This is a genomic window from Celeribacter sp. HF31, from assembly GCF_011806455.1.
Lineage (GTDB): Bacteria > Pseudomonadota > Alphaproteobacteria > Rhodobacterales > Rhodobacteraceae > Celeribacter.
In genome coordinates this window covers 209392-232682 of the sequence record NZ_JAATOT010000008.1, presented here as the reverse complement: position 1 = coordinate 232682, position 23291 = coordinate 209392, and the positions used below count along the sequence as shown (strand labels likewise).

Here is a 23291-nt window from a genome sequence, read left to right as displayed (position 1 = left end):
CTCTATGGCGGCAATGGAAATGATTACATCGAGGGCGGCTCACAAGACGATATTATCCATGGCGATGACGGGGATGACTACATCTCTGGTGGGGACGGTTATGATTATTTAGTCGGCGGCGACGGAAACGACGTAATTGACGGAGGTAGTTACTCAGACACGATTTTTGCAGGTGCTGGAAACGATGTCGTCATAGGTGGACGTGGGATCGACGAAGTACACTTAGGAGAGGGCGACGATGTTTTTTTCGATGACACACAGGACGGCAGTTATGGGAATGATGAGATTTACGGAGATGCTGGCAACGATATAATTCATCTCGGTGGGGGCGACGATATCGCTTTCGGCGGCGAAGGAGCTGATATCTTTGTTTTTAATGATCATATCTCAGATGACACTATAACAGACTTTTCGGCAAGCGATGGGGATTTAATCGATCTTTCTTCGTATGATCTACAGGGGATCGAAGACCTCGCAATTGCAATAGACGATCAGGGAAATGCGTATTTTGAAATTGGCAATTCCGGCAGCATCACTTTGGAGGGTGTCGACCCCCTAAGTATCACAGAAGAATGCTTTATTTTCTAGAGTATGAAGTGCCCGCGGATTTGCATCTTTTGTTTCCGCAAAAACGTAAGAGCAGAGCGTCTACAAATCTAGAGCATCTCTAAGCTACCTCCGAAATTCGGACACTGACATAAGCTACGATTTGAAATTTGTTGATCTTCAACTCGAAGGAGATCAGAGATGTCGAAACACAAACAGCATGCGCCCGAGTTCAAAGCGAGGGTCGCACCGGAGGCCTTGCAGGGCGAGGAAACCGCTGCTGACTGAGCTGGCGGTTAAGCAACACGATGCACGCGGACTTCTGCGTGGGGGCTTTAAACGAATCCATCGCCCAATACGGTCCACCCGAGTTTATGAATACAGATCAAGGATCGCAGTTCACCGGATCGTCCTGGATCACGACGCTAATCCACGCAGGCGTGCACATCGCGACGGACGGTGGATACCTCGATAACATCTTCATCCGAACGGCTGTGGCAGTTGCTGAAGCAGTAGGCGGCTACCTCGAAGTGATCACCGACGGCTTCTAGGCTCGACGCGTCATCAAGAATTGGATGGCATTCAATAATACCTCGCGGCCTCATTCCGCACTTGATCGGCAGACGCCAGACGACGCATATTGGCCGGGCTTGGAAGAGCAGAAAGCAGCATGAAATCTAAACCCGATACACCTTAGAAACGCTGCAAACCTGTCCAAAAAGATGGTGCAATCCATCTTACGATGGAAACCTTCGCTCAAAAAATAAATTTGTCTCTCTGGAATATTAGCGCTATTTCCGCCTTCATGCTAGGTTCTTTTGATATCCTTTTGACTGGAAAAACAGGATTGTCAAAATCAAACTCCATGAGCAAAAGAAACAATTCATGGTGGCGGCGTTGGCTCGCCTTTGTAGGTTTATCTTTCCGCACGCTTACTCCTGATTGTCTTTTTTCTAGCTTAGCAGAAAGTTACGAATAATTATTTAATCGGCGCCTAGCACTCTGAAGTAATGCGGTTAAAAGCTATGGGTCTGCAGACCAAAGGGGAGCAGCCGACCAGCCCGAATATCAAAAAGAATACAAGATTTTTTGCCTGCTCATTGCCTGATTTTCTTTGATTGATCCCTGCTTGGACTAAGGTGCGCCTAGACTTTTTAGACACTTTGCTTAGTAACTTTAAAAGTCAAGGAAGACGCAAATGTCAGAGCAAATTCGCTAGTCAGATGAGCTCAAGTTCGACACGGTGGCGTAAGTCACGGAGCGGGGCTATTCGGTCAAGAAAGTAGACGAACGGCTCGGGATCAGTATTTGGCCATAGCGAAAGCTGTCTTTCAGAAAAGGCATTGCTGACGTCATCAACTCCGCAATCAGTGCGGCGACCGTTTACAATTTCTGCTGTTCTCGCTTCCTCACGTCTCTAAGTTCCTCCTCCACCTCGCGTAGCATTTCAGCCAAAGCCATTTTCGTAGCTTCGAATCCACAAATGTCGGCGACAGAAAATGCCGTTAAGAGCTGGTTGCGGTAAGTTGCCAACTCAATTCGCAGCGGTGAAGGAGACGGGTTCTGTTGATCCTTCTCTGCCCCTTCTTGAAGAGGGTTGGTCAGTAAAAGCGTCTGAATATTCACGGTGGGCCTCCGTGTTTGGGATAGGTCTATTGCGCGCCGAGTCCCTTAACAAAAAGTTAATTGAAGAATATGGGCGGTTTCGTGCGCGATTTCTCGCTCTTTGCCAGGCTAGATACGGCGGGAAACCACCATTTTCAGGCGCTTCCGCTGGCATTTGTTAGAGAGCTATTTGGGGAAACGAAGTTTAGCCTGCGGCACGATACAGGGTTACCGATGTAATGTTGCGGACACCCAACCACTCAACTTCGGGATGAGCCTGAATGAAACGGAGGCCGTTTGCAAAATTACTCTGAGTGCCCAACCAATTTGCGTCAGTACTTTGCAACATCTTAAACATACATCCTCCACAGTCTAATTCTGCGCAAGGTTTCGTTTAAATTGGTTACCGATTAATTAACAAAACGCTTGGGAACCAAAATTACATGTGGATTATCTTGTGGAAATCATTTTGAAAAAGGAACCCGATCTAGAGCCGTGTAACAGCTCCTTTGATCGAAAGCCAACTTTTCAGTCAAACGGTCTTCGCCAACTTCCATACGGATAGCCAAAACAAGTCGCAATGCGGCTCGGCGCATATTGAGCGATTGGGTTTCGTCCCGGCTAAGGACCAAAGCATCTGAGTAGACGCTCTTCAAATTTGGATGCGCAGAGATCGTCATCGGTTACCCTCCCCCAAATACCTTTATAAATGAACACAGCTAAACCAGTACCAATTACAAGCTTGAGATATGTCGCGATGCTCGCAAAGGGCTGAACAGCGACCTGTCTGCCGACCAAAAAGGGAGGAGTCGACCAGCCCGTATATCAAAACGACTACAAGAAAAACTTTTTGCCGGCTCATTGTTTTTCTTTCCGCGATTGATCTCAACTTGAACAGAAGTTGGTTAACAAGTCGTTACTCAACTTGAAGGGGAACTCGTTGCATACCGAAAAACTTCGACGCAGACGCAATCAAAGTTCTTTCAGTCTCAGAAATTATAAAGCTTCAGGTTTGGTAAGTTGATAAGTTTAGTGGGCACTGCTTGAGCCAAGTTCAGCTTAAGCGCTGGTTGGTTAATAAAAAGTAATTGAGATGCAAATTTTAGAAACGACATCAGCCCTTTTGAGGCTATTCATGCTCAGTACAGCAAATGACAGCTTCCCAACCAAACTGAAGGAACGTCTCTATCGGCCCTGAGCCGACCTTCTCCGCCCCAATTTCTACTCAAAACTCAACACAAATCATAAAGCAGAACAAAAGCTGAATGAAACGGGAAAGTGTGTAAGCAACTTTCACACACACCCTTCACAGAGCAGGAGCTTGGTGGATAGCTCCTTGATTCAATTGGTACCCGTGGCCGGACTCGAACCGGCAAGGCCGTTAAGCCGGGGGATTTTGAATCCCCTGTGTCTACCAATTCCACCACACGGGCAGAGCGCCGCAAAAGCTGCGCAGTAAAAGGCGTTTAGCGAAGCGCGCGGGCGACGTCCAGAGGGATCGACGCGGTTTTTGAAAAAATCCGGTCCTGTCCCATGCGCCAAGGTCACGACTTAAAGCCTGTCGGCAGAAAATGTGTCACAGGCCTCAACTGCCCCGGTCTTGTACCCCGTCGCGAACCAGCGCTGGCGCTGCTCGGCGGTGCCATGGGTAAAGGTGTGTGGCTGCGGCACGCGGCCGGCATTCCGTTGCAAGGTGTCATCGCCGATCTGTTTGGCCGCGTTCAGAGCCTCACGAATGTCGCCATGCTCGACGGAGCCGAATTTCTCATCCGCCATCTTCGCCCAGATGCCGGAAAAGCAATCGGCCTGAAGCTCGATCATCACCGAGACGGCGTTGCTGTCGGCCTGAGAGGCCTTGGCGCGATAGGCGTTGGCCTGGCCGAGGATGCCCAGCTCGTTTTGCACATGGTGTGCCACCTCATGGGCCACGACATAGGCCTGGGCGAAATCGCCGCCCGCGCCCAATTGCCGGGACATGGTGGTGAAAAACGCGGTGTCGAGATAGACCTTTTGATCGCCGGGGCAATAGAACGGCCCGGTGGCGCCAGAGGCCGACCCGCAGGGGCTTTGTGTCACGCCTTTATAAAGCACGAGAATGGGCGGGATATATTCGCCGCCCAGTTGGCTGTCGAACACCTCGGTCCAAATCTCTTCCGTGTCCGCCAGCGTCACGGAGACGAATTGCGCCGCCTGTTCATCGGCTTGGGTGATCTCGACCGTCTGCGAGGAGCTGGTAATGCCGCCCGCGCCTTCGAGCAAAGGCGTCACGTCGACGCCGAGGAAATACCCAATCACGACAATGGCCAAAAGCCCGACGCCGCCGACACCGCCGACGGCCTTGCCGCCTCTCACACCGCCACCAGCACGCCGCCGGTCCTCGATATTGCGCGACCCGCGCCGCCCCTGCCATTTCATCGCAACCACCCTCTGCATAGATAAACCTGTGCTCACAATATCGTCAGGAACCGACTGGACAAGGTCAAAGCGCCTCTCATGACTTGGGGTGAGCTTGACCCCGCGACAGGAATGGGGCCTAAAGAGGCAAATGCCAGCACATAGGGACGATGATGATCAGACGGCTTTACAACTGGACCATGTCCCTGGCCGAAAGTCCGCATGCGCTTTGGGCGCTCGCTGTGGTGGCCTTTATCGAAAGCTCGGTCTTCCCGATCCCGCCTGACATCCTGATGATCCCGCTGATCGTCGCCCGCCCGCGCGAGGCCTTCAAGATCGCGGGCATTGCCACCGTGGCCTCCGTCTTGGGCGGCATGTTGGGCTATTGGATCGGCTATGGCGCCTTTGAAACGCTGGGCCGTCCGGTGTTGGAATTCTATGGCAAGGACGCCTATTTCGACGAGTTCGCGGTCAAATATAACGAATATGGCGCTTGGGCCGTGTTGATCGCGGGGGTGACGCCCTTCCCCTACAAAGTGATCACCATCATGTCGGGCGCAACACAGCTTTCCTTGCCGGTCTTCATCGTGGCCTCGATCACGGCGCGGGCGCTTCGGTTCTTTGTCGTCGCGGCATTGTTGTGGAAATTCGGCGACCCGATCCGCGACTTTATCGAGCGCCGTCTGGGCCTCGTCTTCACCCTTCTCATCGTCATCTTCCTAGGCGGCTTCTATGCCGTGAAATACCTATGACCAAAGCTCCCTCCGATTTTGCCGCCCTCCAACCTGCCCTTGCCGCCTCCGTCGGATCTCTGGCGATCCTCTCGGGCGCTTTCGTATTTCAGGCGGTGGGCTTTGCGCCCTGCCCCATGTGCATCTGGCAGCGCTGGCCGCATGCCATCGCCGTTGCGATCGGGGTGCTGTTCATGGTGGTGCGGCTGCGCGTTCTGACGCTTTTGGGGATGCTCACCATGCTGATCTCCGCAGGGCTTGGCCTTTACCACGCGGGCGTGGAGCAAAAATGGTGGCCGGGTCCCTCGTCTTGTACCGGCTCCGGCGACGCTTTGGCGGGCCTGTCCGGCATGGATCTTTTGCCCGGCGGCGCAGGCGATCCGGGGTTGGTGCTCTGCGACGAGATCGTCTGGGACACCTGGGGGCTTGGCATCACCATGGCGGGCTGGAATGCCATTTTTTCGCTGATTTTTGCGGCACTTTGGGTCATTGCCTGGAGAAAAGCGGCGAAAACGGCTTGAGATCGGGAAAAATCCACCCCATCTTTGCCTTATGAAACACCGCAAGAGCTCCTCCGTCATCCCCTTTCCCACCGCGCGTCGCGCGCGCAAGCGGGTTGGCGGCACCTTGGCAGACGCCCGCGCCGAAGCACTCCGCCAGAGGTTCAGCAAAGTGTCGAAGGACAGCCAGACCGGCGATGCGACCACGCCTCTCAAAAAGCTGTTGAAGCGGTTTTGAAGCTCCCATTTGGCCATGACCGCCGGAGCACCTGACTGGGTTGAAACCGCCACGGCGTTTCTAACCGAAACTCTGCCCAGAGACCCGGACAGACCGGGCTGGAGTGACAAGGCGATGAGCAGCTATGAGGCTGGCTGCGAGACTTTGGTCGCGCTTGGTGTGGCGGAGAAAACCCCTTGGGGCGCCGCTCCCCAAGCGCAGATCACCCCTGAAAACTTGCCGCGATGGGACGATCTCTGTGCCGTTGTTTTGGGGCTGGCAGTGCAGAACGATCTCCTGTCCTTTCAGACGGCGCCATCTCCTCATCAAGGTTCGGGGAGGACCATGTTCAACGTGACACGTCTCGACGCCCCACCAGTGCCGCCTCCGAACCTTGTCGATGCGCATGGCGACTTCCGGGCCTTCGCAACACCGCATCTGCTCGATCTTTTGGAGCGGCTCGGACTTGTGTCCGGTGGCACATGGAATGCCGCGGCAGAAGATGTGCTTTGGCGGCTGACGGTGGCAAGAAAGCTGGTCGATTTCTCGTCAAACGCGCGATTTCTCGAAGCGGCCCGGCTCTGTGCGGAGACCCTGCCGATTGAGACGCGTCAGGAGATCGAGGGGCTGATGGCGGTCTCTGACACAGATCTTGCCGATCACATCGCGCGGGCCAAAGCAGCCCAAGAAAAGACAGCACGCGAGTTTGGGCCATATGCCCGTCTCGGTCCGATCCTTTCAGAAGATCAGGCCAAACGCGCCGTTGAATGGCTTCGCAAAGAAGAGATCAACAGGCTGTTTTGCCAGAAATGGCGGATCAATGACGGCTGGCTGACGGGTACAGATGCCAAAGCCGCTTTGGGCCTCTTCGATGACCCGCTGGCTCAAGCCATACGCCAATCGGTCCTGAAAACCCTCTGGCCGGACCGAAAGGCGTTTCACAACTGACCCTCAATGCACCGTGAACTCCCCCACGCAATTGCGCCATTCGCCCGGCGCGATCAGTTTGCGATGGGTAAAGCGGACGTGGTGCAAGGGACCTTCGATATTCTCCTGCCAGAATTCGATGAATTTAAAGAGTTTCGGGTAATCCGGTGCCAGATCGAAGAGCTGCCATGAAAACGTGTTCAGCACGCTTTGGTGATCCGGCATCCGATAGGTGAATTCCGCAAGCGTGAGCCCGTAGCCCGAGAGCATCATCTCCATTTCGCTCATGTCTTGCGACGTAGTTTGTGTCATGTGCGTGTCTCCTGTTGGTGGGGCCGTTTTTCGGCCTTTTTTGAGCCTCCCATAAAAATCCTGCCACAGATTGGTTAACTGTCAATGAAAACAATATGTTGTCAGTCTTGTCCGCTGGCTGCCACCGCATGAGAGCATCCGCCATTGCACCCCATATCCGGTATGGGGTAGAGTGTGACACAACGAGATACGGGGGGCTTCCCCGTCACACAAAAGACAACAGGCGGACAACGTGAGCGATACACCCGAAACCCCTGAAAACGAACAAGAAAACCCGCGCCCAGTGATGGCCTGGGATGGTCCCAAAATCTCCATCACGCAGGAGATGAAAACCTCCTACCTCGATTACGCCATGTCCGTGATCGTGTCCCGCGCGATCCCCGATCTGCGCGACGGGCTCAAGCCGGTGCACCGCCGCATTCTCTTTGCGATGCAAGAAGGCGGCTACACCCACGACAAGGCCTACCGCAAATCCGCGAAATCCGTGGGCGATGTGATGGGCAGCTATCACCCGCATGGCGATAGCGCGATCTATGACGCCCTCGTGCGGATGGCACAGCCGTTTTCCATGTCCTTGATGCTGATCGACGGTCAGGGCAACTTTGGCTCGATGGATGGCGATCCGCCCGCGGCCATGCGCTATACGGAATCGCGTCTGGCCAAGGCGGCGCGCGCGCTTCTGGACGATCTCGACAAAGACACCGTCGATTTTCAGGACAACTACGACGGCAAGGAACGCGAACCCACTGTTCTGCCTGCGAAATTCCCGAACATGCTGGTCAACGGCGCGGGCGGGATCGCGGTCGGCATGGCGACGAACATTCCGCCGCACAACCTTGGCGAAGTCGTGGACGCGACTCTGGCGCTCATCGAGAACCCGGACGTGTCGACCGAACGGTTGATGGAGATCATCCCGGGGCCGGACTTCCCGACGGGGGCGACCATCCTCGGGCGCTCTGGCATTCGCAAAGCCTATCTAGAAAGCCGCGGCTCCGTTGTGATGCGCGCCAAGACCAAGATCGAGGAAATCCGCAAAGACCGCTACGCCATCATCGTCGAGGAAATCCCCTATCAGGTGAACAAATCCACGATGATCGAGAAGATCGCGGAGCTGGTGCGCGAGAAACGCGTCGAGGGCATCGCGCATATCCAAGACGAATCCGACCGCAATGGGGTGCGTGTCGTGGTCGAGTTGAAACGCGATGCGACCGCCGAGGTGGTGTTGAACCAGTTGTTCCGCTTCACGCCGCTTCAGACCTCTTTCGGTTGCAACATGCTGGCTCTGAATGGTGGTCGTCCGGAACAACTGACGCTGCGCGATTTCCTTGAGCATTTCATCACCTTCCGCGAAGAAGTGGTGGCACGGCGCACGGCGTTTGAACTGCGCAAAGCGCGCGACCGGGCGCATATCCTCTGTGGTCTGGCCGTGGCTGTGTCGAACGTGGATGAAGTGGTCGCGACCATTCGGTCTTCGGCCGATGCCTCCGAGGCGCGGATCAAATTGATGGAGCGGCGCTGGCCGGCGCAGGAAATCCTGCCTTACATCTTGCTCATCGACGATCCGAACCACAAAGCGAATGAGGACGGCACCTATAACCTGTCCGAGGTTCAGGCCCGCGCGATCCTCGATCTGCGCCTGCAACGCCTCACCCAAATCGGTGTCAAAGAAGTCACCGACGAGCTGCAAGAACTTGCCGCCAAGATCAAGGAATTCCTCGAAATTCTCGCCTCGCGCGAGCGGATCATGGAGATCATCTCGAACGAGCTGATCGACGTGAAAGCGCAATTCGCCGTGCCGCGTCGCACCGAGATTGTCGACTGGTCCGGCGATATGGACGACGAGGATCTGATTGAGAAAGAGGACATGGTGGTGACCGTGACTCAATCCGGTTGGGCCAAGCGCACGCCTCTGGCCGATTACCGCGCGCAAAAACGTGGTGGCAAGGGCCTGTCGGGGATGTCGACCAAGGATGAGGACGTGATCACGACCTTGTTTGTCGCGAACACCCACACCCAGCTTCTGGTCTTCACCGACGACGGCATGGCCTATAAAATGAAGACTTGGCGCCTGCCCCAGGGCGGTCGGACGTCCAAGGGCAAGCCTCTGCTGCAAATCCTGCCGATCCCGCAGGGCGTGTCCATCGCGGCGATCCTGCCGGTGGACCGCGACGAGAAGGATTGGGACGATCTCCAGATCGTGTTTGCCACCTCGAAAGGCTCGGTGCGCCGCAACCGCCTGTCGGATTTCACCAATGTGAAGTCGAACGGCAAGATCGCGATGAAATTCGAGGGCGAGGATGAAGGCACGCGCCTGATCAACGCCCGGATTTGCGATGAAAACGATGACGTGATGCTCGTCACGTCAAGCGGTCGCGCGATCCGTTTCCCCGTGCCTGATGTGCGTGTGTTCAACTCGCGCTCCTCCACCGGTGTGCGTGGCATCAAGTTGATCAAAGAAGGCGATGAAGTCGTCTCCATGTCCGTGATCCGTCACTTCGAGGCGGAAAGCTATGAGCGCCAAGCCTACCTCAAAATGCGTCGCCAACAGGTCGGCGCCGATGAGGCCGAGCTGACGGATGAGGACGAGGAGGTCGCGGAAGGCTCGATTTCGCATGAGCGGTTTGAAGAGATGAAAGCCGCCGAGGAGCTTTTGGTCACCATCACCAAAGGCGGCATCGGCAAGCTGTCGTCCTCGCATGATTACCCGGTCCGTGGCCGTGGCGGTCAGGGCGTGACCGCGATGGAGAAAACCATGCGCGGCGGTCCGATCGTGGCCTGTTTCCCGGTCGGCATGGAGGATCAAATCATGCTCGCCACCTCGAAAGGCCAGTCGATCCGTTGCCCCGTGGATGGCATCTCTTTCCGCTCCCGTGGCGCGGGTGGTGTGAAGGTTTTCAACACTGGCAAGGGCGAAGAGGTCGTTTCCGTCGCCTGGATCGCGGAAAGTGAAGATGTGGACACGGAAACCTCTGAAACCTGACCTCTGAAACTTGATTGAGAAAGGCCCGCATCACGCGGGCCTTTTTGTTTTGAGATGCCATGGTTTGACGTTGATTTTGTCGCTCTTCCGCGTTTGTTTGCCCCCTAAAGTATCTCGATTTTGCGGTTGAACGGTGCCATGGTGTCGCGTTCATACGGGCCGCCCTGTCTTGTTGGCCTCACTGCGGCCGATGCCACAAATGACGAAAAAGAACACAAAATAATCCGAATTTGTCACAATTTCGTGCGTATTACCAATATGTCACAGGGGGAAAATCTTTGATGCATCCCCCTCCCGGTCCGCCAGGGGTGGGCGTATATTTCCGCTCGACGAATTTACGACAGACAAGGGAAATCGTTATGATCAAAACTTCTTTTATCGTGATCGCTGGCGCCACCGTTGCGCTCACCGGCGCGGCCCAAGCCCAAGAAATCACCTACGGCTCTGCTGAGCTGAGCTACTACTCTGCCGACGATGTAGACGTGCTCCGCCTGCAAGGTGATGTTGACTATGCGATCAACCGTTTCACCTTCACCGGCACCGCGAAAGCCGTGGATTTCGATGGCGAAAACCTCTACACGCTGAACGGCACCGTGGGCTATGAAATCACCCCCGGCTTCACCGGCTATGTGAAACTCGGCGCATTCGACTTCGACTCCGATGACACCGAATATGGTTATGGTCTGGGTGTGGATTACATCGGCAACGCCTTCGGTGTGGCTCTCGAATACACCACCCTCGATGACGAAGATTTCGAAACCTACAACCTGAACGGTTACTACAGCTTCGGCGCTTCGACCGTGTTTGGCTCTTACACCTCCCTCGATGGTGATTTTGATCTTTACGCGCTCGGCTATGACTTTGACGCTGATGTGTTTGGCCTGTCCGCTTCCACGTTCTTCACCGAAGATGGCTTCGAAGATGGCTTCTCCAACTTCGCTGGCGTTTACAACTTTGGCCAGTTCGGTGTGAAAGCCAGCGTGCTGACCGTAAACGATGACATGTTCGAAGACGGCTACTATGGCATCTCCGGCACCTATGCCGTGAATGATGCGGTGATCATCGAAGCAGGTTACGACACCAACTTTGGCGATGCTGGCGATGTGGACCTTTTCTCCCTTTCCGTGACCTACGAAATGGGTGGCGAGCGCGCGCGCGTGACCGACCGCGTCAGCGATCTTTTCGACAAATCCCGCAACAATATGTTTGAGGCTCAACCTGTCGATATCTTTGATCCTCTCTACGGCCCGGGCATGGTCGGCCTGTTCTAAGCCGACCCTCGTTGAATATCAGGCATAAAAAGAAAAGGTCCCGCAATCGCGGGGCCTTTTTGCATTTGAGGGCAATCACTCAAAGGACATGCCGGGCGTATAGAGGTCAATGCCCGAGGCCTTGTTTGCGTAGCTCGTCGTGTCACGCACGAAATCGGTGTAGCGATCCACCACGCGGGCGCGATGCGGGCCGGTCTTAAAGGTCAGCGCCAGAGTCAAAAGGTCCATATCCGGGCTATCCTCGCCAAATGTCGTCGTGTAGGCGGCCTCCAACGTCAGAGCCTCGGTGAGCGCATAGCCAAAACCGAGGTCGAGATAGCCTTCTTCCAGCAGCACATCGTTGTCCGAGGTCAGCCCCGCCATGATCTCGTAGCGATCAAGAAAGCGGTAATGCCCCATGACGGAGGTGTTGCCCTCGTCCAGGCCCTCTTCCGACCATTCCGTGCCGATGGCGACATCAAGCGTGTCGACGGCATATTCGTAGCCTGCGAAAAAGAAATTCTCGTCACTGGCGCGCGAGATCGAGCCATAGGCGGTCGAGGGCCCGAATTCGACATAGCCCAAGAGGTGATAGATCTCGTTATCTGCCTCATCCTGTTGGCCGTAGTGCAGCGCGACCCCGAGGTTTTCACCAATGTAATCAACGCCCAACCCATAGATCGTCTCCTCGAACATTTCCGTGTCGAGGGTCGTGACGTGGACGTAACCGGTCAGCCCGGGCAGGATTTCATAGCCGACTGAGCCAGAGAAATTGCGCCCGTCGAAATCACCGTCATCGTAATAGGTCGTCGCCGCGCTCAGCATGAAACGGCCAAGCTGATAATCCATCGCGCCCTCGAACAGGAAAGCCTCGAGGTCGGCGCTATCTTCGGTGAAATAGATCAAACTTACGGAGCGGTAGGCAACCCCATCGGCGAAGGCTCCGCTGGCAGCCATGAGGGCGGTGACTGCCGTGGCAGTGGTGAAGATGCGGTTCATAAACTGTCTCCTTTGATATGGCGCGCAGGTGCGGTGCCCAGACATGGCGTTCAGGGCGGCCTCTATGAAAGGAATACGCAGGGCGGCGCTGGTTCCTACGCGGAGGTGGGATAAAATCTGCGCGCGAGTTTTCCCTTTCCTCCCTGACCCACAAAAGCTACATCCCGGCACATGACACAGAACACACTTCACATCGTCGGCGGCGGCATGGCGGGCTCCGAAGCCGCCTGGCAGGCCGCCAATCTGGGCCTCAACGTCGTGCTGCATGAGATGCGGCCCGAGGTCGAAACATTCGCGCATCAAAGCGGTAAATTCGGCGAGATGGTGTGCTCCAACTCTTTCCGCTCGGACGATGACGAACAGAATGCCGTGGGCTTGCTGCATTGGGAAATGCGGGCCGCCAACGGTTTGATCATGGCGACGGCGGACAAGCACAAACTGCCTGCGGGCGGCGCCTTGGCGGTGGATCGCGAGGCCTTCGCCGATCACGTCACGGCCACGCTTGAGGCCCATCCGAACATCTCCGTCGAGTTTGGCGAGATCACCGACCTGCCCTCAGACGGCATGTGGATTTTCGCAACCGGCCCCCTGACCTCACCCGCGCTTGGCGAAGCCATCGCGAAGGAAACCGGCGCCGACCGGCTGGCGTTTTTCGACGCCATTGCGCCGATTGTCTATGCCGAGAGCGTCAATATGGACGTCGCTTGGTTGCAAAGCCGCTATGACAAGGGCGAGACTGAGGAAGAGCAGAAAGCCTATCTCAACTGCCCGATGACCAAGGACCAATACGAGGCCTTCATCGACGCGCTTTTGGCCGCCGACAAGACAGAGTTCCACGAGGGCGAAACCGCGAAATATTTCGACGGCTGCCTGCCGATCGAGGTCATGGCCGAACGCGGGCGGGAAACTCTGCGCCACGGACCGATGAAACCCATCGGCCTGACCAACGCGCATAAGCCCGAGGAAAAGGCCTATGCCGTCGTGCAACTGCGTCGCGACAATGCGTTAGGAACGCTTTATAACATCGTCGGGTTTCAGACAAAAATGAAATACGGCGCGCAGACGGAGGTGTTCAAAATGATCCCCGGTCTGGAGAATGCCTCCTTCGCCCGTCTCGGCGGCATTCACCGCAACACCTTCCTCAATTCGCCGACGCTTCTCGACGATCAGATGCGGTTAAAATCGCGGCCTAGCATTCGCTTTGCCGGTCAGGTGACGGGGGTCGAGGGCTATGTGGAAAGCGCCGCGATGGGCTTGCTCGCCGGTCGCATGGCGGCTGCTGAGTTGTTGGGTCGCGACCTGCCGCCGCCGCCCTTTACCACCGCCATGGGCGCCTTGATCAATCACATCACTGGTGGCGCGGAGGCCAAGACCTTTCAGCCGATGAATGTGAACTTCGGTCTCTTCCCGCCGCTGGACGGTCTGCGTGGCGGTCGCAAAGGCCGAAAAGAGCGTTACAAAGGCTATACGGATCGCGCCAAAGAAGATTTCAATCAATGGCTTGAGGGGCAATCCTGATGCCCTACGTGACCCGGTTTGCGCCCAGCCCCACAGGGCCTCTGCATCTGGGTCACGCCTTTTCCGCGCTCACGGCTTACGCCCGCGCGCAAGACCAGAGTGGCAGGTTCCTCCTGCGCATCGAAGACGGTGACATCAGCCGCTGCCGCCCGGAATGGGAGGCGCTGATCTATGCCGATCTCAGGTGGCTCGGGATCACCTGGCCCGACCCGGTTTTGCATGTCACGGTGCGTGAAGATATTTACGCAAGTGCATTGGAATTGCTTGAGGAACTGGGTCTCATCTACCCCTGTTCCTGCACCCGTCGCGACGTGATGAATGCGCTCTCCGCGCCACAGGAAGGCGCCCCGATGGGCCCCGATGGTGTGATCTACCCCGGCACCTGTCGTCACCGCCAGATGAAGAGCTTTCAACCCGGCGAGGCCATCCGTCTCAATATGGCAAATGCCGTTGAGTTCCTGGGCGATGTCAGCCGTTTCTCATGGCAGGAAACCGGCCCCTATGAGACCGGAACACACCGCCTCGACGCCGATCAGCTGATCCATGGCGTCGGCGACATCGTGCTCGCGCGCAAAGACATCGGCACCGCCGCCTATCACCTCTCCGTCGTGATCGACGACGCGGCCCAAGGCGTCACCGAAGCCGTGCGCGGCGCGGATCTCATGGAAGCCACGCAAATCCACCGGCTGTTGCAGGCGCTTCTCGACCTGCCGGAGATCGCCTATCACCACCACCGGCTGATCCGCGACGAGGACGGCAGGCGTCTTGCCAAGCGCTCGGACGCAAAGGCGATTTCGAAATTTCGCGAAGAAGGCCTGAGTCCCGAAGAGGTCAAAGCCCTGATTGGCTTATGAGTATTTGAGGCAGCAAAGGACACGAAACACGTCTCCTTTGCTGGAAAAATACTCAATCCTGTCAGCCCATTGGCGTCATAAGCTCAACCGCCTCGCCATCCCGCACCGCACGGTAAAAGCACGACCGACGGTTGGTGTGACACGCGGGGCCGGTTTGATCGACCAGAACGAGAATGCAATCGCTGTCGCAATCATAGCGGAAATCGACCAGTTTTTGCAGATGGCCGGAGGTCTCTCCCTTGACCCAGAACGCCTGACGCGAGCGAGACCAATAGGTCACCTTGCCGCTCTCCAACGTCTTTTTCACCGCCTCTTCGTTCATCCAGGCCATCATGAGCACCTCATGGGTGTCATGATCCTGCGCGATCACCGGGATCAGCCCCTTGTCATCGTATTTCAAACGGGCGGCATCGAAGGTGCCAAAACTCTCCTCGGAACACATGGTCCGTCCTTTCCAAGTGCGGGTGTTTGCCCTATCTATGGGCTCCGATCCTGAAAGGCAAACCATGTCCACACAATCCCCCACGGAGCTCGCGCAGCTCTATTCCGGCACGCTTCTGGCGCTGGCCGCGGACATTCCGCTGACCGGGCGGTTGGAGGCGCCGATGGTGTCGATCAAGGAACGTGCGCCGCTCTGTGGTTCCACCGTCACCATCGACATGGATGTCGAGGACGGGCGCATCACGCGGTTCGCGCAGGACGTGAAAGCCTGTGCCTTGGGTCAGGCGTCTGCCTCCGTGCTCGGGCGTCATGTCCTTGGCCGCACAGAGTCGGAGATCCTCCGCGCGCGCGATGAAATGACCGCCTTTCTCAAGGACAACGGCCCCGTGCCGTCCGAGCCCTTTGAGGGGTTCGAAGCCCTCCTACCCGCCCGCGATTTCAAGAATCGGCACGATTCCATTCTCCTGGCGCTGCGCGCCACGTGTCGCGGGTTTGAAGAGCTGAAGAGCCAGCGAACATAAGGCTTTCAAGCGCTCCTTAACTCTCCTGTAAGACATGATGCGTAAAGATTCCGATCAAATCGGAGGAGCGCATGATTCCAAATCCTGAATTTACAGACGCGCAGTCGACAGATCCGCGTATGACAAAGCTGGCTGAATATGCCGGCCGTCTTGGGTTCGAAGTGGTCGATATCGCGGGCTTTCTCGACAGTGTCGATCAACAATCCCAGAGACAGCTTTCCGTCCTTGGGCGCGTGCAAACCTCTGCCTCCGAGGTGATGACTGCCAATGGCGCCGTGCGAGATGCCTTGGGCCGGGTCACGGATATCACGAGCCGGACCCTTGAGCGGGTCGAGGGATCGGTGGCTTTCGTGCGTGAAACCGGACAAAAATCGCAAACCGTCGCCTCCTGGGTCAAAGAACTTGCGGCGCGGATGGAGCGTGTCGCGACCTCTCTTGAAGCGGTTGAGGACAACAATGCCAATATCGCTGACATTGCCCGTCAAGTGAATATCCTCGCCATCAATGCCAAGATCGAGGCCGCGCGCGCGGGCGACAGTGGCCGCGGCTTTGGTGTGGTGGCCGAGGCCATCAATGAGCTGTCGCAAAAAACAGCCCGTGCCGCCGAGGGCATCGAGGAAAATATCGAAACCCTGTCGTCTTGGGTCGGGCGCCTGCGAGAGGAGGCCTCTGGTGTCTCCAATGACGCAAGCCATGTGATCGAATCCTCCGTTGAGGCCGACCGGGCGCTGACGGAAATCGCGCAGGGCGTTCAGGAAACCCATGGCGCAACCCGTGTGATGGAGGCGGAGGCCGACAAGGTGCAACAGGCTGTCGAGGCCTTTCAACCGGCATTCGACGAGATCGGCAAATCCGCGCGCGGCACGGCGGACGGCATCCATGTCGCCAATACGCGCGTGGAGAAACTTATCGACACTTCGGAGACGATTTTTCAGACCACCGTGGCTTTGGGCGGGGCCAGTGAAGATCAGGGGTTTATTTCACGTGTCCAGGAGGCCGCGGCTCAGGTTTCCGATCTCTTCACGACAGGTATCAAAAACGGGCGGATCAGCCGCGCCGATCTGTTTGACCGCACCTATACACCACTGGCGGGCACCGATCCGGCGCAGCATATGGCGCGGTTCACAGGCTTTACGGATGAGGTCCTGCCCGCTGTGCAGGAGGCGATGCTGGCCTTCGATCCGAAAGTCGTGTTCTGTGTCGCGATTGACCCGAATGGCTATCTGCCGACCCACAACAAGAAATTCTCGCAGCCCCAGGGCAAAGATCCGGCCTGGAACGCCGCCAATTCCCGCAACCGGCGCATGTTCAATGACCGTGTGGGGCTGAAGGCCGGGCGCAACACAGAGCCTTTCCTGTTGCAGGTCTATCGCCGCGACATGGGCGCCGGAAAATTCGTGATGATGAAAGACCTTTCGGCGCCGATCTTTGTCGATGGCCAACATTGGGGCGGCTTGCGCCTCGGCTATACCTTTTGAAAAAAACCGCCGCACTTCGAAAGAAGGCGGCGGCAGGCATGATCTGATATCACACGAGGGGATGAGGGCGTGATGGCGGTTGAGGGCGCCACATCTGACAGGAACAGGTAAAGCGTCAGACAATGCTCTTAGAAAACCAAGTGTGTCGGGGTCAGATCGCAGGCAGAAACAGAAAAAACGGAGACCAGGGAGGCCTTATACCAGAGCGGGAAGCGTCAGCCCGCCGACAAGGATCACCAGGAGAGCAACGGCACCCAACATATCTTCGAACAGCGTCGCTTGGGAGCGGGCAACAACAGATTTCAGGTCTTTGATCATAGCATCCTCACCAGTATGGTTAATGACTTGTTGCTAATTTGTTCTCATATCTTGCGCCACCTGTAAAGAACTTTTTAAGAACATTTGCGAACGAAAGTGAGAACGTCACACGAGGACGTATCTTAACCCACTGAAATCAAACGGATTGCTTCGTCTTTGCCCATCAGCCAAAGAAGAACACGCACGTGCTCCCCCCGATCCGTTTTCAACGTCGGATCGTCATGCAGCAGTTTCCGCGCATCCGATTGCGCCAGCGCCATCAACGCCGATTGACGCTCCAGATCGGCGACCCGAAACCGCGGTAGTCCCGATTGCGCCGTGCCCAAGACATCGCCCGCCCCGCGCATCGCCAGATCTTCCTCGGCAATGCGAAACCCGTCTTCGGTCTCACGCAAAATCTCCAACCGCCGCCGGCCGGTCTCCGTCAAAGGCGGTTTGTACAACAACAAACAGGTCGAGGCGACATCCCCGCGCCCCACCCGTCCGCGAAGCTGGTGCAGCTGAGCCAGGCCGAAATGTTCCGCCCGCTCGATCACCATGATCGATGCATTGGGAACATTGACCCCCACCTCGATCACCGTTGTGGCGACCAGAACCGACAGCCGCCCGGCGGCGAAATCCGCCATGGTCCGGTCCTTGTCTTCGGCCGCCATCTGACCATGCACCAAGCCGACATGACCCTCGCCAAAAGCGGCGCGCAGCGTTTTGAACCGCTCTTCTGCGGCCATCATGTCCACGACTTCGCTCTCTTCGACCAGCGGACAGACCCAATAGGCCTGCCGCCCCTGCGCAATCGCGCCTTTCAGATGCCCCACGACTTCGTCGATCCGTTCAATGGAACTCAGCGCCGTCTTGACCGGCGTACGCCCGGGCGGTTTTTCGTCCAGAACGGAGACATCCATATCCCCGTAATGCGCCAACGACAGCGAGCGCGGGATCGGCGTTGCCGTCATCACCAGCACGTCCACCGCCTCGCCCTTTCGCGCCAAGGCCAGACGCTGCGTGACTCCGAAGCGGTGTTGTTCGTCAATGATCGACAGGCGCAGATCGTGAAATTCCACATCGTCCTGAAACACCGCATGGGTACCGACAAGGATGTGGATGTCCCCACGTTTCAACGCCGCCAGCTTCTCCGCCCGCGAACGACCTTTGTCACGCCCGGTCAACAATTCCAACACCACACCCGCAGCCTCGGCCAGAGGCTTGAGCCCCTCAAGATGTTGACGCGCGAGGATTTCCGTCGGCGCCATCATGACACCCTGCCCGCCCGTTTCAACCGCGACCAAAAGCGCAAACAAAGCGACCAAGGTCTTGCCGGACCCGACATCGCCCATCAACAGCCGGTTCATCCGCTGTGGGGCGGCCATATCCGTTGCGATTTCATCCATCGCGCGGACCTGCGCGCCGGTCGGGCGATATGGCAGGCTTTTCAAGACCTTGCTTCGCAACGCACCGTCGCCTTCATTCACCCGCCCCTTGCCCCGCCGGACACGGGCGCGGGCCAAAGCCAGCGTCACCTGATGCGCGAACAGCTCGTCATAGGCCAACCTTTGCCGCGCGGCACTTGTGGGGGTGATCTCGTTTTGCGACAGCGGGCGATGCGCCTGCGCCAAAGCTGCGTTGAAGTCGGGCCAAGTTTCGCGGGCCTTCAACGCCGGATCGATCCATTCCTGCAAATCGGGCACCAATTCCAGCGCCGCGGAACTCGCCTTGGCCATGGTTTTCTGGGTCACCCCCGCCGTCAGCGGATAGACCGGCTCAAAACCGGGGAGATCATCGGCCTCCTCCGACGGCAGGATATAATCCGGGTGCGGCATCTGATATTGGCCGTCATACATCTCGACCTTGCCCGACAGCAAACGCCGCTCGCCCACGGGCAATTGCGCTTCGATCCATTTCGGGGCGCCGCGGAAAAAAACGACCTGAAAAGCGATCTCGCGATCTTCAACGATCACGCGATACGGCAGACCTTTGCGCGCGGGCGGTTGGTGACGCAGCACGGTGACTTCGACCGTGGCGATCATCCCGGGTGAGACCTCGCGAAGGCTGTCGCGCCTCCGACGATCCACAACCGCATTGGGCAGGGTGAACAAAAGATCGCGCGGACGTTCGACCGCCAGCGCCGGCAGGAGTTTGGCCGTTTTCGGACCAATCCCAGCCAGGGTTTCAAGCCCGGCAAAGAGCGGAAAGAGGATATCCGGACGCCCCGAGCTCATCGGATCAGGCGTCCCCGATCAGGGCAAGCCAGCCGTCTTCGTCCAAGAGATCGATGCCCAACTCGCGGGCTTTCTTCTCTTTCGAGCCCGCGCCGGGACCCGCCACGACAAGATCGGTTTTGGTCGACACCGAGCCCGAGACTTTGGCGCCAAGCGCCTCGGCGCGGGCTTTGGCCTCGGATCGCGTCATTTTTTCGAGCGTGCCAGTGAAGACCACGGTTTTGCCGCTCACCGGACTGTCGTTTTTGGGCTTTTCGGCCTCGACCGGGCGCAGTCTCTCGACGAGTTCCGCGATGCTTTTCCGTTCGGCCTCTTGATGAAAGGCGGTGACCAAAGAGGTCGCCATGACCTCGCCCACGCCGTCGATGGACAAAAGATCGTCCCAGGCCTCGCCCGCGCCGATGGTCATCGAGGACATGGCGGTCTCGAAAGCCTCCCACGTGCCGTAATGCGTCGCCAGAAGGTTGGCGGAGCTGTCGCCGACGTGGCGGATTCCGAGGCCAAAGATCAATTTGGCCAGCGGAATCTCGCGCCGGGCATCGATGGCGTCGAAAAGATTGAGCGCGGATTTTTCACCCCAGCCTTCGCGGTTTTTGAGTTGTTGAAGTTTTCCGGGGCCGAAGTTTTCTTTGAGATCAAAGATGTCAGCGGGTTCTTTAATCCATCCGTCTTTGTAGAATTGCTCCACCTGTTTGGCGCCAAGGCCTTCGATGTCGAAGGCGCCGCGTGAGACGAGGTGTTTGAGTTTTTCCACCGCCTGCGCCGGGCAAATCAGGCCGCCGGAACAGCGACGCACGGCATCGCCCTCTTCGCGGATCGCCTCGGAGCCGCATTCGGGACAGGTCGTTGGAAAGACAAAGGGAGTGCTGTCGGCCGCGCGTTTGCTGAGATCGACATCGGCGACTTTCGGGATCACATCGCCCGCGCGGTAGACCTGCACCCAATCGCCGACCCGGATGTCTTTGCCGCCGCGGATCTCTTCGCCTTTGCTATCGAGACCCTTGATGTAGTCTTCGTTGTGCAGCGTGGCGTTGGAGACGACGACGCCGCCAACGGTTACGGGGGTCAGTCGTGCGACCGGCGACAAGGCCCCGGTGCGTCCGACCTGAATGTCGATGGATTCGAGACGGGTCCAGGCCAGTTCAGCGGGGAATTTATGGGCGATGGCCCAACGCGGCGTGGTCGAGCGAAAGCCCAGACGGCGTTGCAACTCAAGATTATCGACCTTGTAAACTACGCCGTCGATGTCATAGCCAAGCGTGGCGCGTTGGGCCTCGACCTTGCGGTAATGCGCGATGAGTTCGTCGATGTCGGTGAAGCGCGCGGTCAGCGGATTGGTTTGGAAACCGAGCGCCGCGAGACGTTGGATCGCGCCCATTTGTGTGTCCGACAGTGGTTCGGAAATCTCACCCCAGGCATAGGCAAAGAATTTAAGCGGGCGCGCACGGGTGATCTCTGCATCGAGTTGGCGCAGAGACCCGGCGGCGGCGTTGCGTGGGTTGGCAAAGGTTTTGCCACCACGCTCGGCATGGCGGGCATTCAAAGCCTCGAAATCGGCGTGGGACATATAGACCTCGCCGCGCACTTCGAGCACATCCGGGGCGCCAGTGAGGTCATGTGGAATATCGTCGATGGTGCGGGCATTGGCGGTGACGTTTTCGCCGACCTGGCCATCGCCGCGCGTGGCGGCGGAGACCAGTTTGCCCTGCTCATAGCGCAAAGACAGGGACAAACCGTCGATTTTCGGCTCGGCCGTATAGGCAATCTCCCCCGGTGCGCCCAGATATTTGCGCACGGATCGGTCGAATTCGCGGACATCTTCGTCATCGAAGGCGTTCGCAAGTGACATCATCCGCACGGCATGGGTGATTTTGCCAAAGCCTTCGGCGGGCGTCGCGCCGACCTGATCCGTCGGGCTGTCGCTACGTTTCAGCTCGGGAAACCGCGCCTCGATGGCCATATTGCGGCGTTTCAAGCCGTCATAGTCCGCATCAGACATCACCGGGGCGTCTTCGGTGTGATAGGCGGTGTTGGCCCCGTCCAAAAGCTCCGCCAGACGGGCAAGCTCCGCACGCGCCTGCATCTCTGTCAGCGCGTCGACGTCAATTGTGGCGTGGTTTGCGTTGCCCAGAGTGTCAGCCATAAAAATACCTCCCCGCGGATGCCTCTCCTTGGTTTAGGAGAGGCGTACGGGGAGGTCCAGTCAGATATCCACGGGTTGGAAAAGTGAGAGGAAAAAACACCTCGACGCGTACAGACCGGCGGCGTAGAGGTCGCCGGCTACAAAAATTTTAGGCCAGTGTCAGGCCAGTGTCAGGCACCAATCGCGATCTGTTCATCACCATGGCCGCTGCCCGGTTCCGGATCGCGCAGCACATAGCCACGGCCCCAGACGGTTTCGATGTAGTTCTCACCGTCGGTCGCATTGGCGAGTTTCTTGCGAAGCTTGCAGATGAAGACGTCGATGATCTTGAGTTCCGGCTCGTCCATGCCGCCATAGAGGTGGTTGAGGAACATTTCTTTGGTGAGCGTCGTGCCCTTGCGCAGGGAGAGAAGCTCCAGCATCTGGTATTCCTTGCCGGTCAGATGCACAGGCTTGCCGCCAACGGAGACAGTTTTGGCATCGAGATTGACCTCGATCTTGCCGGTGCGGATGATGGATTGGGAATGCCCTTTGGAGCGGCGAATGATGGCGTGAATACGTGCCACAAGCTCTTCGCGATGGAAGGGTTTCGTCAGATAGTCATCGGCGCCGAAGCCGAATCCCTTGATCTTGTTCTCGGTGTCATCGGCGCCCGAGAGGATCAGGATCGGGGTGTCGACACGGGCCAGCCGCAACTGGCGCAGCACATCGTGACCGTTCATATCCGGCAGGCCGAGGTCCAAAAGGATCAAATCGTAATCATAAAGTTTCGCGAGATCGATCCCCTCTTCGCCAAGGTCCGTCGTATAGACGTTCAGGTTGGCGTGAGACAGCATCAGCTCGATGCTTTTCGAGGTGGTGGGATCGTCTTCGACCAGCAAAATTCGCATAACCGTGGGTCTCCGTTGCTATCTTCCAAATGTGTTCTTGTTGCGTTCGCTCATTAGGAAGATGGTCAAAAATGGTTAACTACACGTTACCAGTTTTAACCTTATCGCATTTTCAACTCAAGGTTGTCTATATTTTTGCACCGCAGTGGCCTTTAAAGCCGCTTCACCATGCTCGGAAATCGCATTTTTCCACGAATTGAACTCTTCTTCGGACAATCCGTACATTTTCAGAGCTTCCGTCAGGGGAATCAGTCCAAAGACCACGCCTTTGACCACAAGCGCTTTGCGAGAGGCCACCCAGCGGCGGGTTTCCTTCGGCGGAAGGTCGGCACGGGTCATGATAGATCCATCCGGAAGCGTAACGGCACGCGGGCCATCGACTTTTTTGAGATACATGGGGCTCACCCTCGTCTTGAATTGCACAGCCTTTGTGACTCAATCCTCTTAATGG

The 23291-nt window shown here is 57.2% G+C and carries 22 protein-coding genes, 1 tRNA gene and 1 pseudogene; 13 read left to right on the top strand and 11 right to left on the bottom strand.

Translation table 11 applies throughout. The features are described from left to right. The 3 genes and pseudogenes from HCZ23_RS17410 to HCZ23_RS17405 form a co-directional block, all read left to right on the top strand. Nucleotides 1-588, top strand: a pseudogene (locus tag HCZ23_RS17410) (calcium-binding protein); the annotation flags it as partial. Between the two features lie 521 nt (nt 589-1109). After that, nucleotides 1110-1220, top strand: coding sequence for a hypothetical protein (locus HCZ23_RS18365; RefSeq protein WP_368487366.1), 111 nt, complete (start codon nt 1110-1112; stop codon nt 1218-1220). A gap of 68 nt (nt 1221-1288) precedes the next feature. Continuing rightward, nucleotides 1289-1525, top strand: coding sequence for a hypothetical protein (locus HCZ23_RS17405; protein ID WP_167603015.1), 237 nt, complete (start codon nt 1289-1291; stop codon nt 1523-1525). Between the two features lie 404 nt (nt 1526-1929). Here the strand turns inward: HCZ23_RS17405 and HCZ23_RS17400 are convergent, their stop codons facing one another. The 3 genes from HCZ23_RS17400 to HCZ23_RS17390 form a co-directional block, all read right to left on the bottom strand. After that, complete coding sequence (locus HCZ23_RS17400; RefSeq protein WP_167603014.1) at nt 1930-2172, bottom strand: hypothetical protein; 243 nt, start codon at nt 2170-2172, stop codon at nt 1930-1932. Between the two features lie 1325 nt (nt 2173-3497). After that, nucleotides 3498-3584: transfer RNA gene (locus HCZ23_RS17395), tRNA-Leu, on the bottom strand. A 118-nt stretch (nt 3585-3702) separates the two neighbouring features. Next, entirely contained in the window at nt 3703-4566 is an 864-nt protein-coding gene (locus tag HCZ23_RS17390; RefSeq protein ID WP_167603031.1) for a neutral zinc metallopeptidase, read from the bottom strand. Between the two features lie 152 nt (nt 4567-4718). Between HCZ23_RS17390 and HCZ23_RS17385 the strand changes: the two genes are divergently transcribed. From HCZ23_RS17385 to HCZ23_RS17370, 4 genes are read left to right on the top strand one after another with little or no spacing between them, the layout of a single operon-like run. After that, nucleotides 4719-5297: a YqaA family protein gene (locus tag HCZ23_RS17385; protein WP_167603013.1), complete on the top strand. Its 579-nt coding sequence runs from the start codon at nt 4719-4721 to the stop codon at nt 5295-5297. Continuing rightward, entirely contained in the window at nt 5294-5797 is a 504-nt protein-coding gene (locus tag HCZ23_RS17380) for a disulfide bond formation protein B (protein WP_167603012.1), read from the top strand. The genes HCZ23_RS17385 and HCZ23_RS17380 overlap by 4 nt, the downstream gene beginning before the upstream one ends. A 31-nt stretch (nt 5798-5828) precedes the next feature. After that, on the top strand, nt 5829-6014 hold the full coding sequence (locus HCZ23_RS17375; protein WP_167603011.1) for a hypothetical protein: 186 nt from the start codon (nt 5829-5831) through the stop codon (nt 6012-6014). Nucleotides 6015-6029: 15 nt separating this feature from the next. Beyond that, a complete protein-coding gene (locus HCZ23_RS17370) occupies nt 6030-6941 on the top strand; it encodes a hypothetical protein (RefSeq protein WP_167603010.1) in 912 nt (303 codons plus the stop codon). Between the two features lie 3 nt (nt 6942-6944). Here HCZ23_RS17370 and HCZ23_RS17365 read toward each other — a convergent pair whose 3' ends face one another. Continuing rightward, on the bottom strand, nt 6945-7232 hold the full coding sequence (locus HCZ23_RS17365; RefSeq protein WP_167603009.1) for an usg protein: 288 nt from the start codon (nt 7230-7232) through the stop codon (nt 6945-6947). Between the two features lie 232 nt (nt 7233-7464). Between HCZ23_RS17365 and gyrA the strand changes: the two genes are divergently transcribed. Further along, complete coding sequence (gene gyrA, locus HCZ23_RS17360; RefSeq protein WP_167603008.1) at nt 7465-10212, top strand: DNA gyrase subunit A; 2748 nt, start codon at nt 7465-7467, stop codon at nt 10210-10212. Between the two features lie 359 nt (nt 10213-10571). Further along, the gene (locus HCZ23_RS17355) at nt 10572-11483 is read left to right on the top strand and encodes a hypothetical protein (RefSeq protein WP_167603007.1); all 912 of its coding nucleotides are present in this window, start codon (nt 10572-10574) and stop codon (nt 11481-11483) included. Nucleotides 11484-11558: 75 nt separating this feature from the next. Here the strand turns inward: HCZ23_RS17355 and HCZ23_RS17350 are convergent, their stop codons facing one another. Beyond that, nucleotides 11559-12461, bottom strand: a complete 903-nt coding sequence (locus HCZ23_RS17350; protein ID WP_167603006.1) for a hypothetical protein — start codon at nt 12459-12461, stop codon at nt 11559-11561. Between the two features lie 171 nt (nt 12462-12632). Here HCZ23_RS17350 and trmFO point away from each other — a divergent pair, with 171 nt between their 5' ends. Both trmFO and gluQRS read left to right on the top strand, forming a co-directional pair. Beyond that, entirely contained in the window at nt 12633-13979 is a 1347-nt protein-coding gene (gene trmFO / locus HCZ23_RS17345; RefSeq protein ID WP_167603005.1) for a methylenetetrahydrofolate--tRNA-(uracil(54)-C(5))-methyltransferase (FADH(2)-oxidizing) TrmFO, read from the top strand. Then, nucleotides 13979-14833, top strand: coding sequence for a tRNA glutamyl-Q(34) synthetase GluQRS (gluQRS, locus tag HCZ23_RS17340; RefSeq protein ID WP_167603004.1), 855 nt, complete (start codon nt 13979-13981; stop codon nt 14831-14833). The genes trmFO and gluQRS overlap by 1 nt, the downstream gene beginning before the upstream one ends. Nucleotides 14834-14894: 61 nt before the next feature. Here the strand turns inward: gluQRS and hisI are convergent, their stop codons facing one another. Beyond that, nucleotides 14895-15275, bottom strand: a complete 381-nt coding sequence (hisI, locus tag HCZ23_RS17335; protein WP_167603003.1) for a phosphoribosyl-AMP cyclohydrolase — start codon at nt 15273-15275, stop codon at nt 14895-14897. A gap of 64 nt (nt 15276-15339) precedes the next feature. Here hisI and HCZ23_RS17330 point away from each other — a divergent pair, with 64 nt between their 5' ends. Beyond that, entirely contained in the window at nt 15340-15795 is a 456-nt protein-coding gene (locus tag HCZ23_RS17330; RefSeq protein ID WP_167603002.1) for an iron-sulfur cluster assembly scaffold protein, read from the top strand. A gap of 119 nt (nt 15796-15914) precedes the next feature. Next, nucleotides 15915-17273, top strand: coding sequence for a methyl-accepting chemotaxis protein (locus HCZ23_RS17325; protein ID WP_254870361.1), 1359 nt, complete (start codon nt 15915-15917; stop codon nt 17271-17273). A 195-nt stretch (nt 17274-17468) separates the two neighbouring features. On the opposite strand, the gene HCZ23_RS18260 is transcribed toward HCZ23_RS17325, so the two are convergent. The 5 genes from HCZ23_RS18260 to HCZ23_RS17305 form a co-directional block, all read right to left on the bottom strand. Further along, a complete protein-coding gene (locus tag HCZ23_RS18260; RefSeq protein WP_303048550.1) occupies nt 17469-17591 on the bottom strand; it encodes a hypothetical protein in 123 nt (40 codons plus the stop codon). Between the two features lie 122 nt (nt 17592-17713). Further along, nucleotides 17714-19807: an ATP-dependent DNA helicase RecG gene (gene recG / locus HCZ23_RS17320; RefSeq protein WP_167603000.1), complete on the bottom strand. Its 2094-nt coding sequence runs from the start codon at nt 19805-19807 to the stop codon at nt 17714-17716. Nucleotides 19808-19811: 4 nt separating this feature from the next. Beyond that, entirely contained in the window at nt 19812-21950 is a 2139-nt protein-coding gene (ligA, locus tag HCZ23_RS17315; protein WP_167602999.1) for an NAD-dependent DNA ligase LigA, read from the bottom strand. Nucleotides 21951-22120: 170 nt separating this feature from the next. Then, the gene (ctrA, locus tag HCZ23_RS17310; RefSeq protein WP_167602998.1) at nt 22121-22840 is read right to left on the bottom strand and encodes a response regulator transcription factor CtrA; all 720 of its coding nucleotides are present in this window, start codon (nt 22838-22840) and stop codon (nt 22121-22123) included. 117 nt (nt 22841-22957) lie between these two features. Next, nucleotides 22958-23236, bottom strand: coding sequence for a DUF1153 domain-containing protein (locus HCZ23_RS17305; RefSeq protein ID WP_167602997.1), 279 nt, complete (start codon nt 23234-23236; stop codon nt 22958-22960). Nucleotides 23237-23291 lie beyond the last annotated feature (55 nt).

Coding starts and splice junctions, on each gene's coding strand:
- HCZ23_RS17405 (WP_167603015.1), top strand. CDS start 1,289: ATGGAAACCTTCGCTCAAAAAATAAATTTGTCTCTCTGGAATATTAGC.
- HCZ23_RS17390 (WP_167603031.1), bottom strand. CDS start 4,566: ATGAAATGGCAGGGGCGGCGCGGGTCGCGCAATATCGAGGACCGGCGG.
- HCZ23_RS17385 (WP_167603013.1), top strand. CDS start 4,719: ATGATCAGACGGCTTTACAACTGGACCATGTCCCTGGCCGAAAGTCCG.
- HCZ23_RS17380 (WP_167603012.1), top strand. CDS start 5,294: ATGACCAAAGCTCCCTCCGATTTTGCCGCCCTCCAACCTGCCCTTGCC.
- HCZ23_RS17375 (WP_167603011.1), top strand. CDS start 5,829: ATGAAACACCGCAAGAGCTCCTCCGTCATCCCCTTTCCCACCGCGCGT.
- HCZ23_RS17370 (WP_167603010.1), top strand. CDS start 6,030: ATGACCGCCGGAGCACCTGACTGGGTTGAAACCGCCACGGCGTTTCTA.
- HCZ23_RS17365 (WP_167603009.1), bottom strand. CDS start 7,232: ATGACACAAACTACGTCGCAAGACATGAGCGAAATGGAGATGATGCTC.
- HCZ23_RS17355 (WP_167603007.1), top strand. CDS start 10,572: ATGATCAAAACTTCTTTTATCGTGATCGCTGGCGCCACCGTTGCGCTC.
- HCZ23_RS17350 (WP_167603006.1), bottom strand. CDS start 12,461: ATGAACCGCATCTTCACCACTGCCACGGCAGTCACCGCCCTCATGGCT.
- trmFO (WP_167603005.1), top strand. CDS start 12,633: ATGACACAGAACACACTTCACATCGTCGGCGGCGGCATGGCGGGCTCC.
- gluQRS (WP_167603004.1), top strand. CDS start 13,979: ATGCCCTACGTGACCCGGTTTGCGCCCAGCCCCACAGGGCCTCTGCAT.
- hisI (WP_167603003.1), bottom strand. CDS start 15,275: ATGTGTTCCGAGGAGAGTTTTGGCACCTTCGATGCCGCCCGTTTGAAA.
- HCZ23_RS17330 (WP_167603002.1), top strand. CDS start 15,340: ATGTCCACACAATCCCCCACGGAGCTCGCGCAGCTCTATTCCGGCACG.
- HCZ23_RS17325 (WP_254870361.1), top strand. CDS start 15,915: ATGACAAAGCTGGCTGAATATGCCGGCCGTCTTGGGTTCGAAGTGGTC.
- HCZ23_RS18260 (WP_303048550.1), bottom strand. CDS start 17,591: ATGATCAAAGACCTGAAATCTGTTGTTGCCCGCTCCCAAGCGACGCTG.
- recG (WP_167603000.1), bottom strand. CDS start 19,807: ATGAGCTCGGGGCGTCCGGATATCCTCTTTCCGCTCTTTGCCGGGCTT.
- ligA (WP_167602999.1), bottom strand. CDS start 21,950: ATGGCTGACACTCTGGGCAACGCAAACCACGCCACAATTGACGTCGAC.
- ctrA (WP_167602998.1), bottom strand. CDS start 22,840: ATGCGAATTTTGCTGGTCGAAGACGATCCCACCACCTCGAAAAGCATC.
- HCZ23_RS17305 (WP_167602997.1), bottom strand. CDS start 23,236: ATGTATCTCAAAAAAGTCGATGGCCCGCGTGCCGTTACGCTTCCGGAT.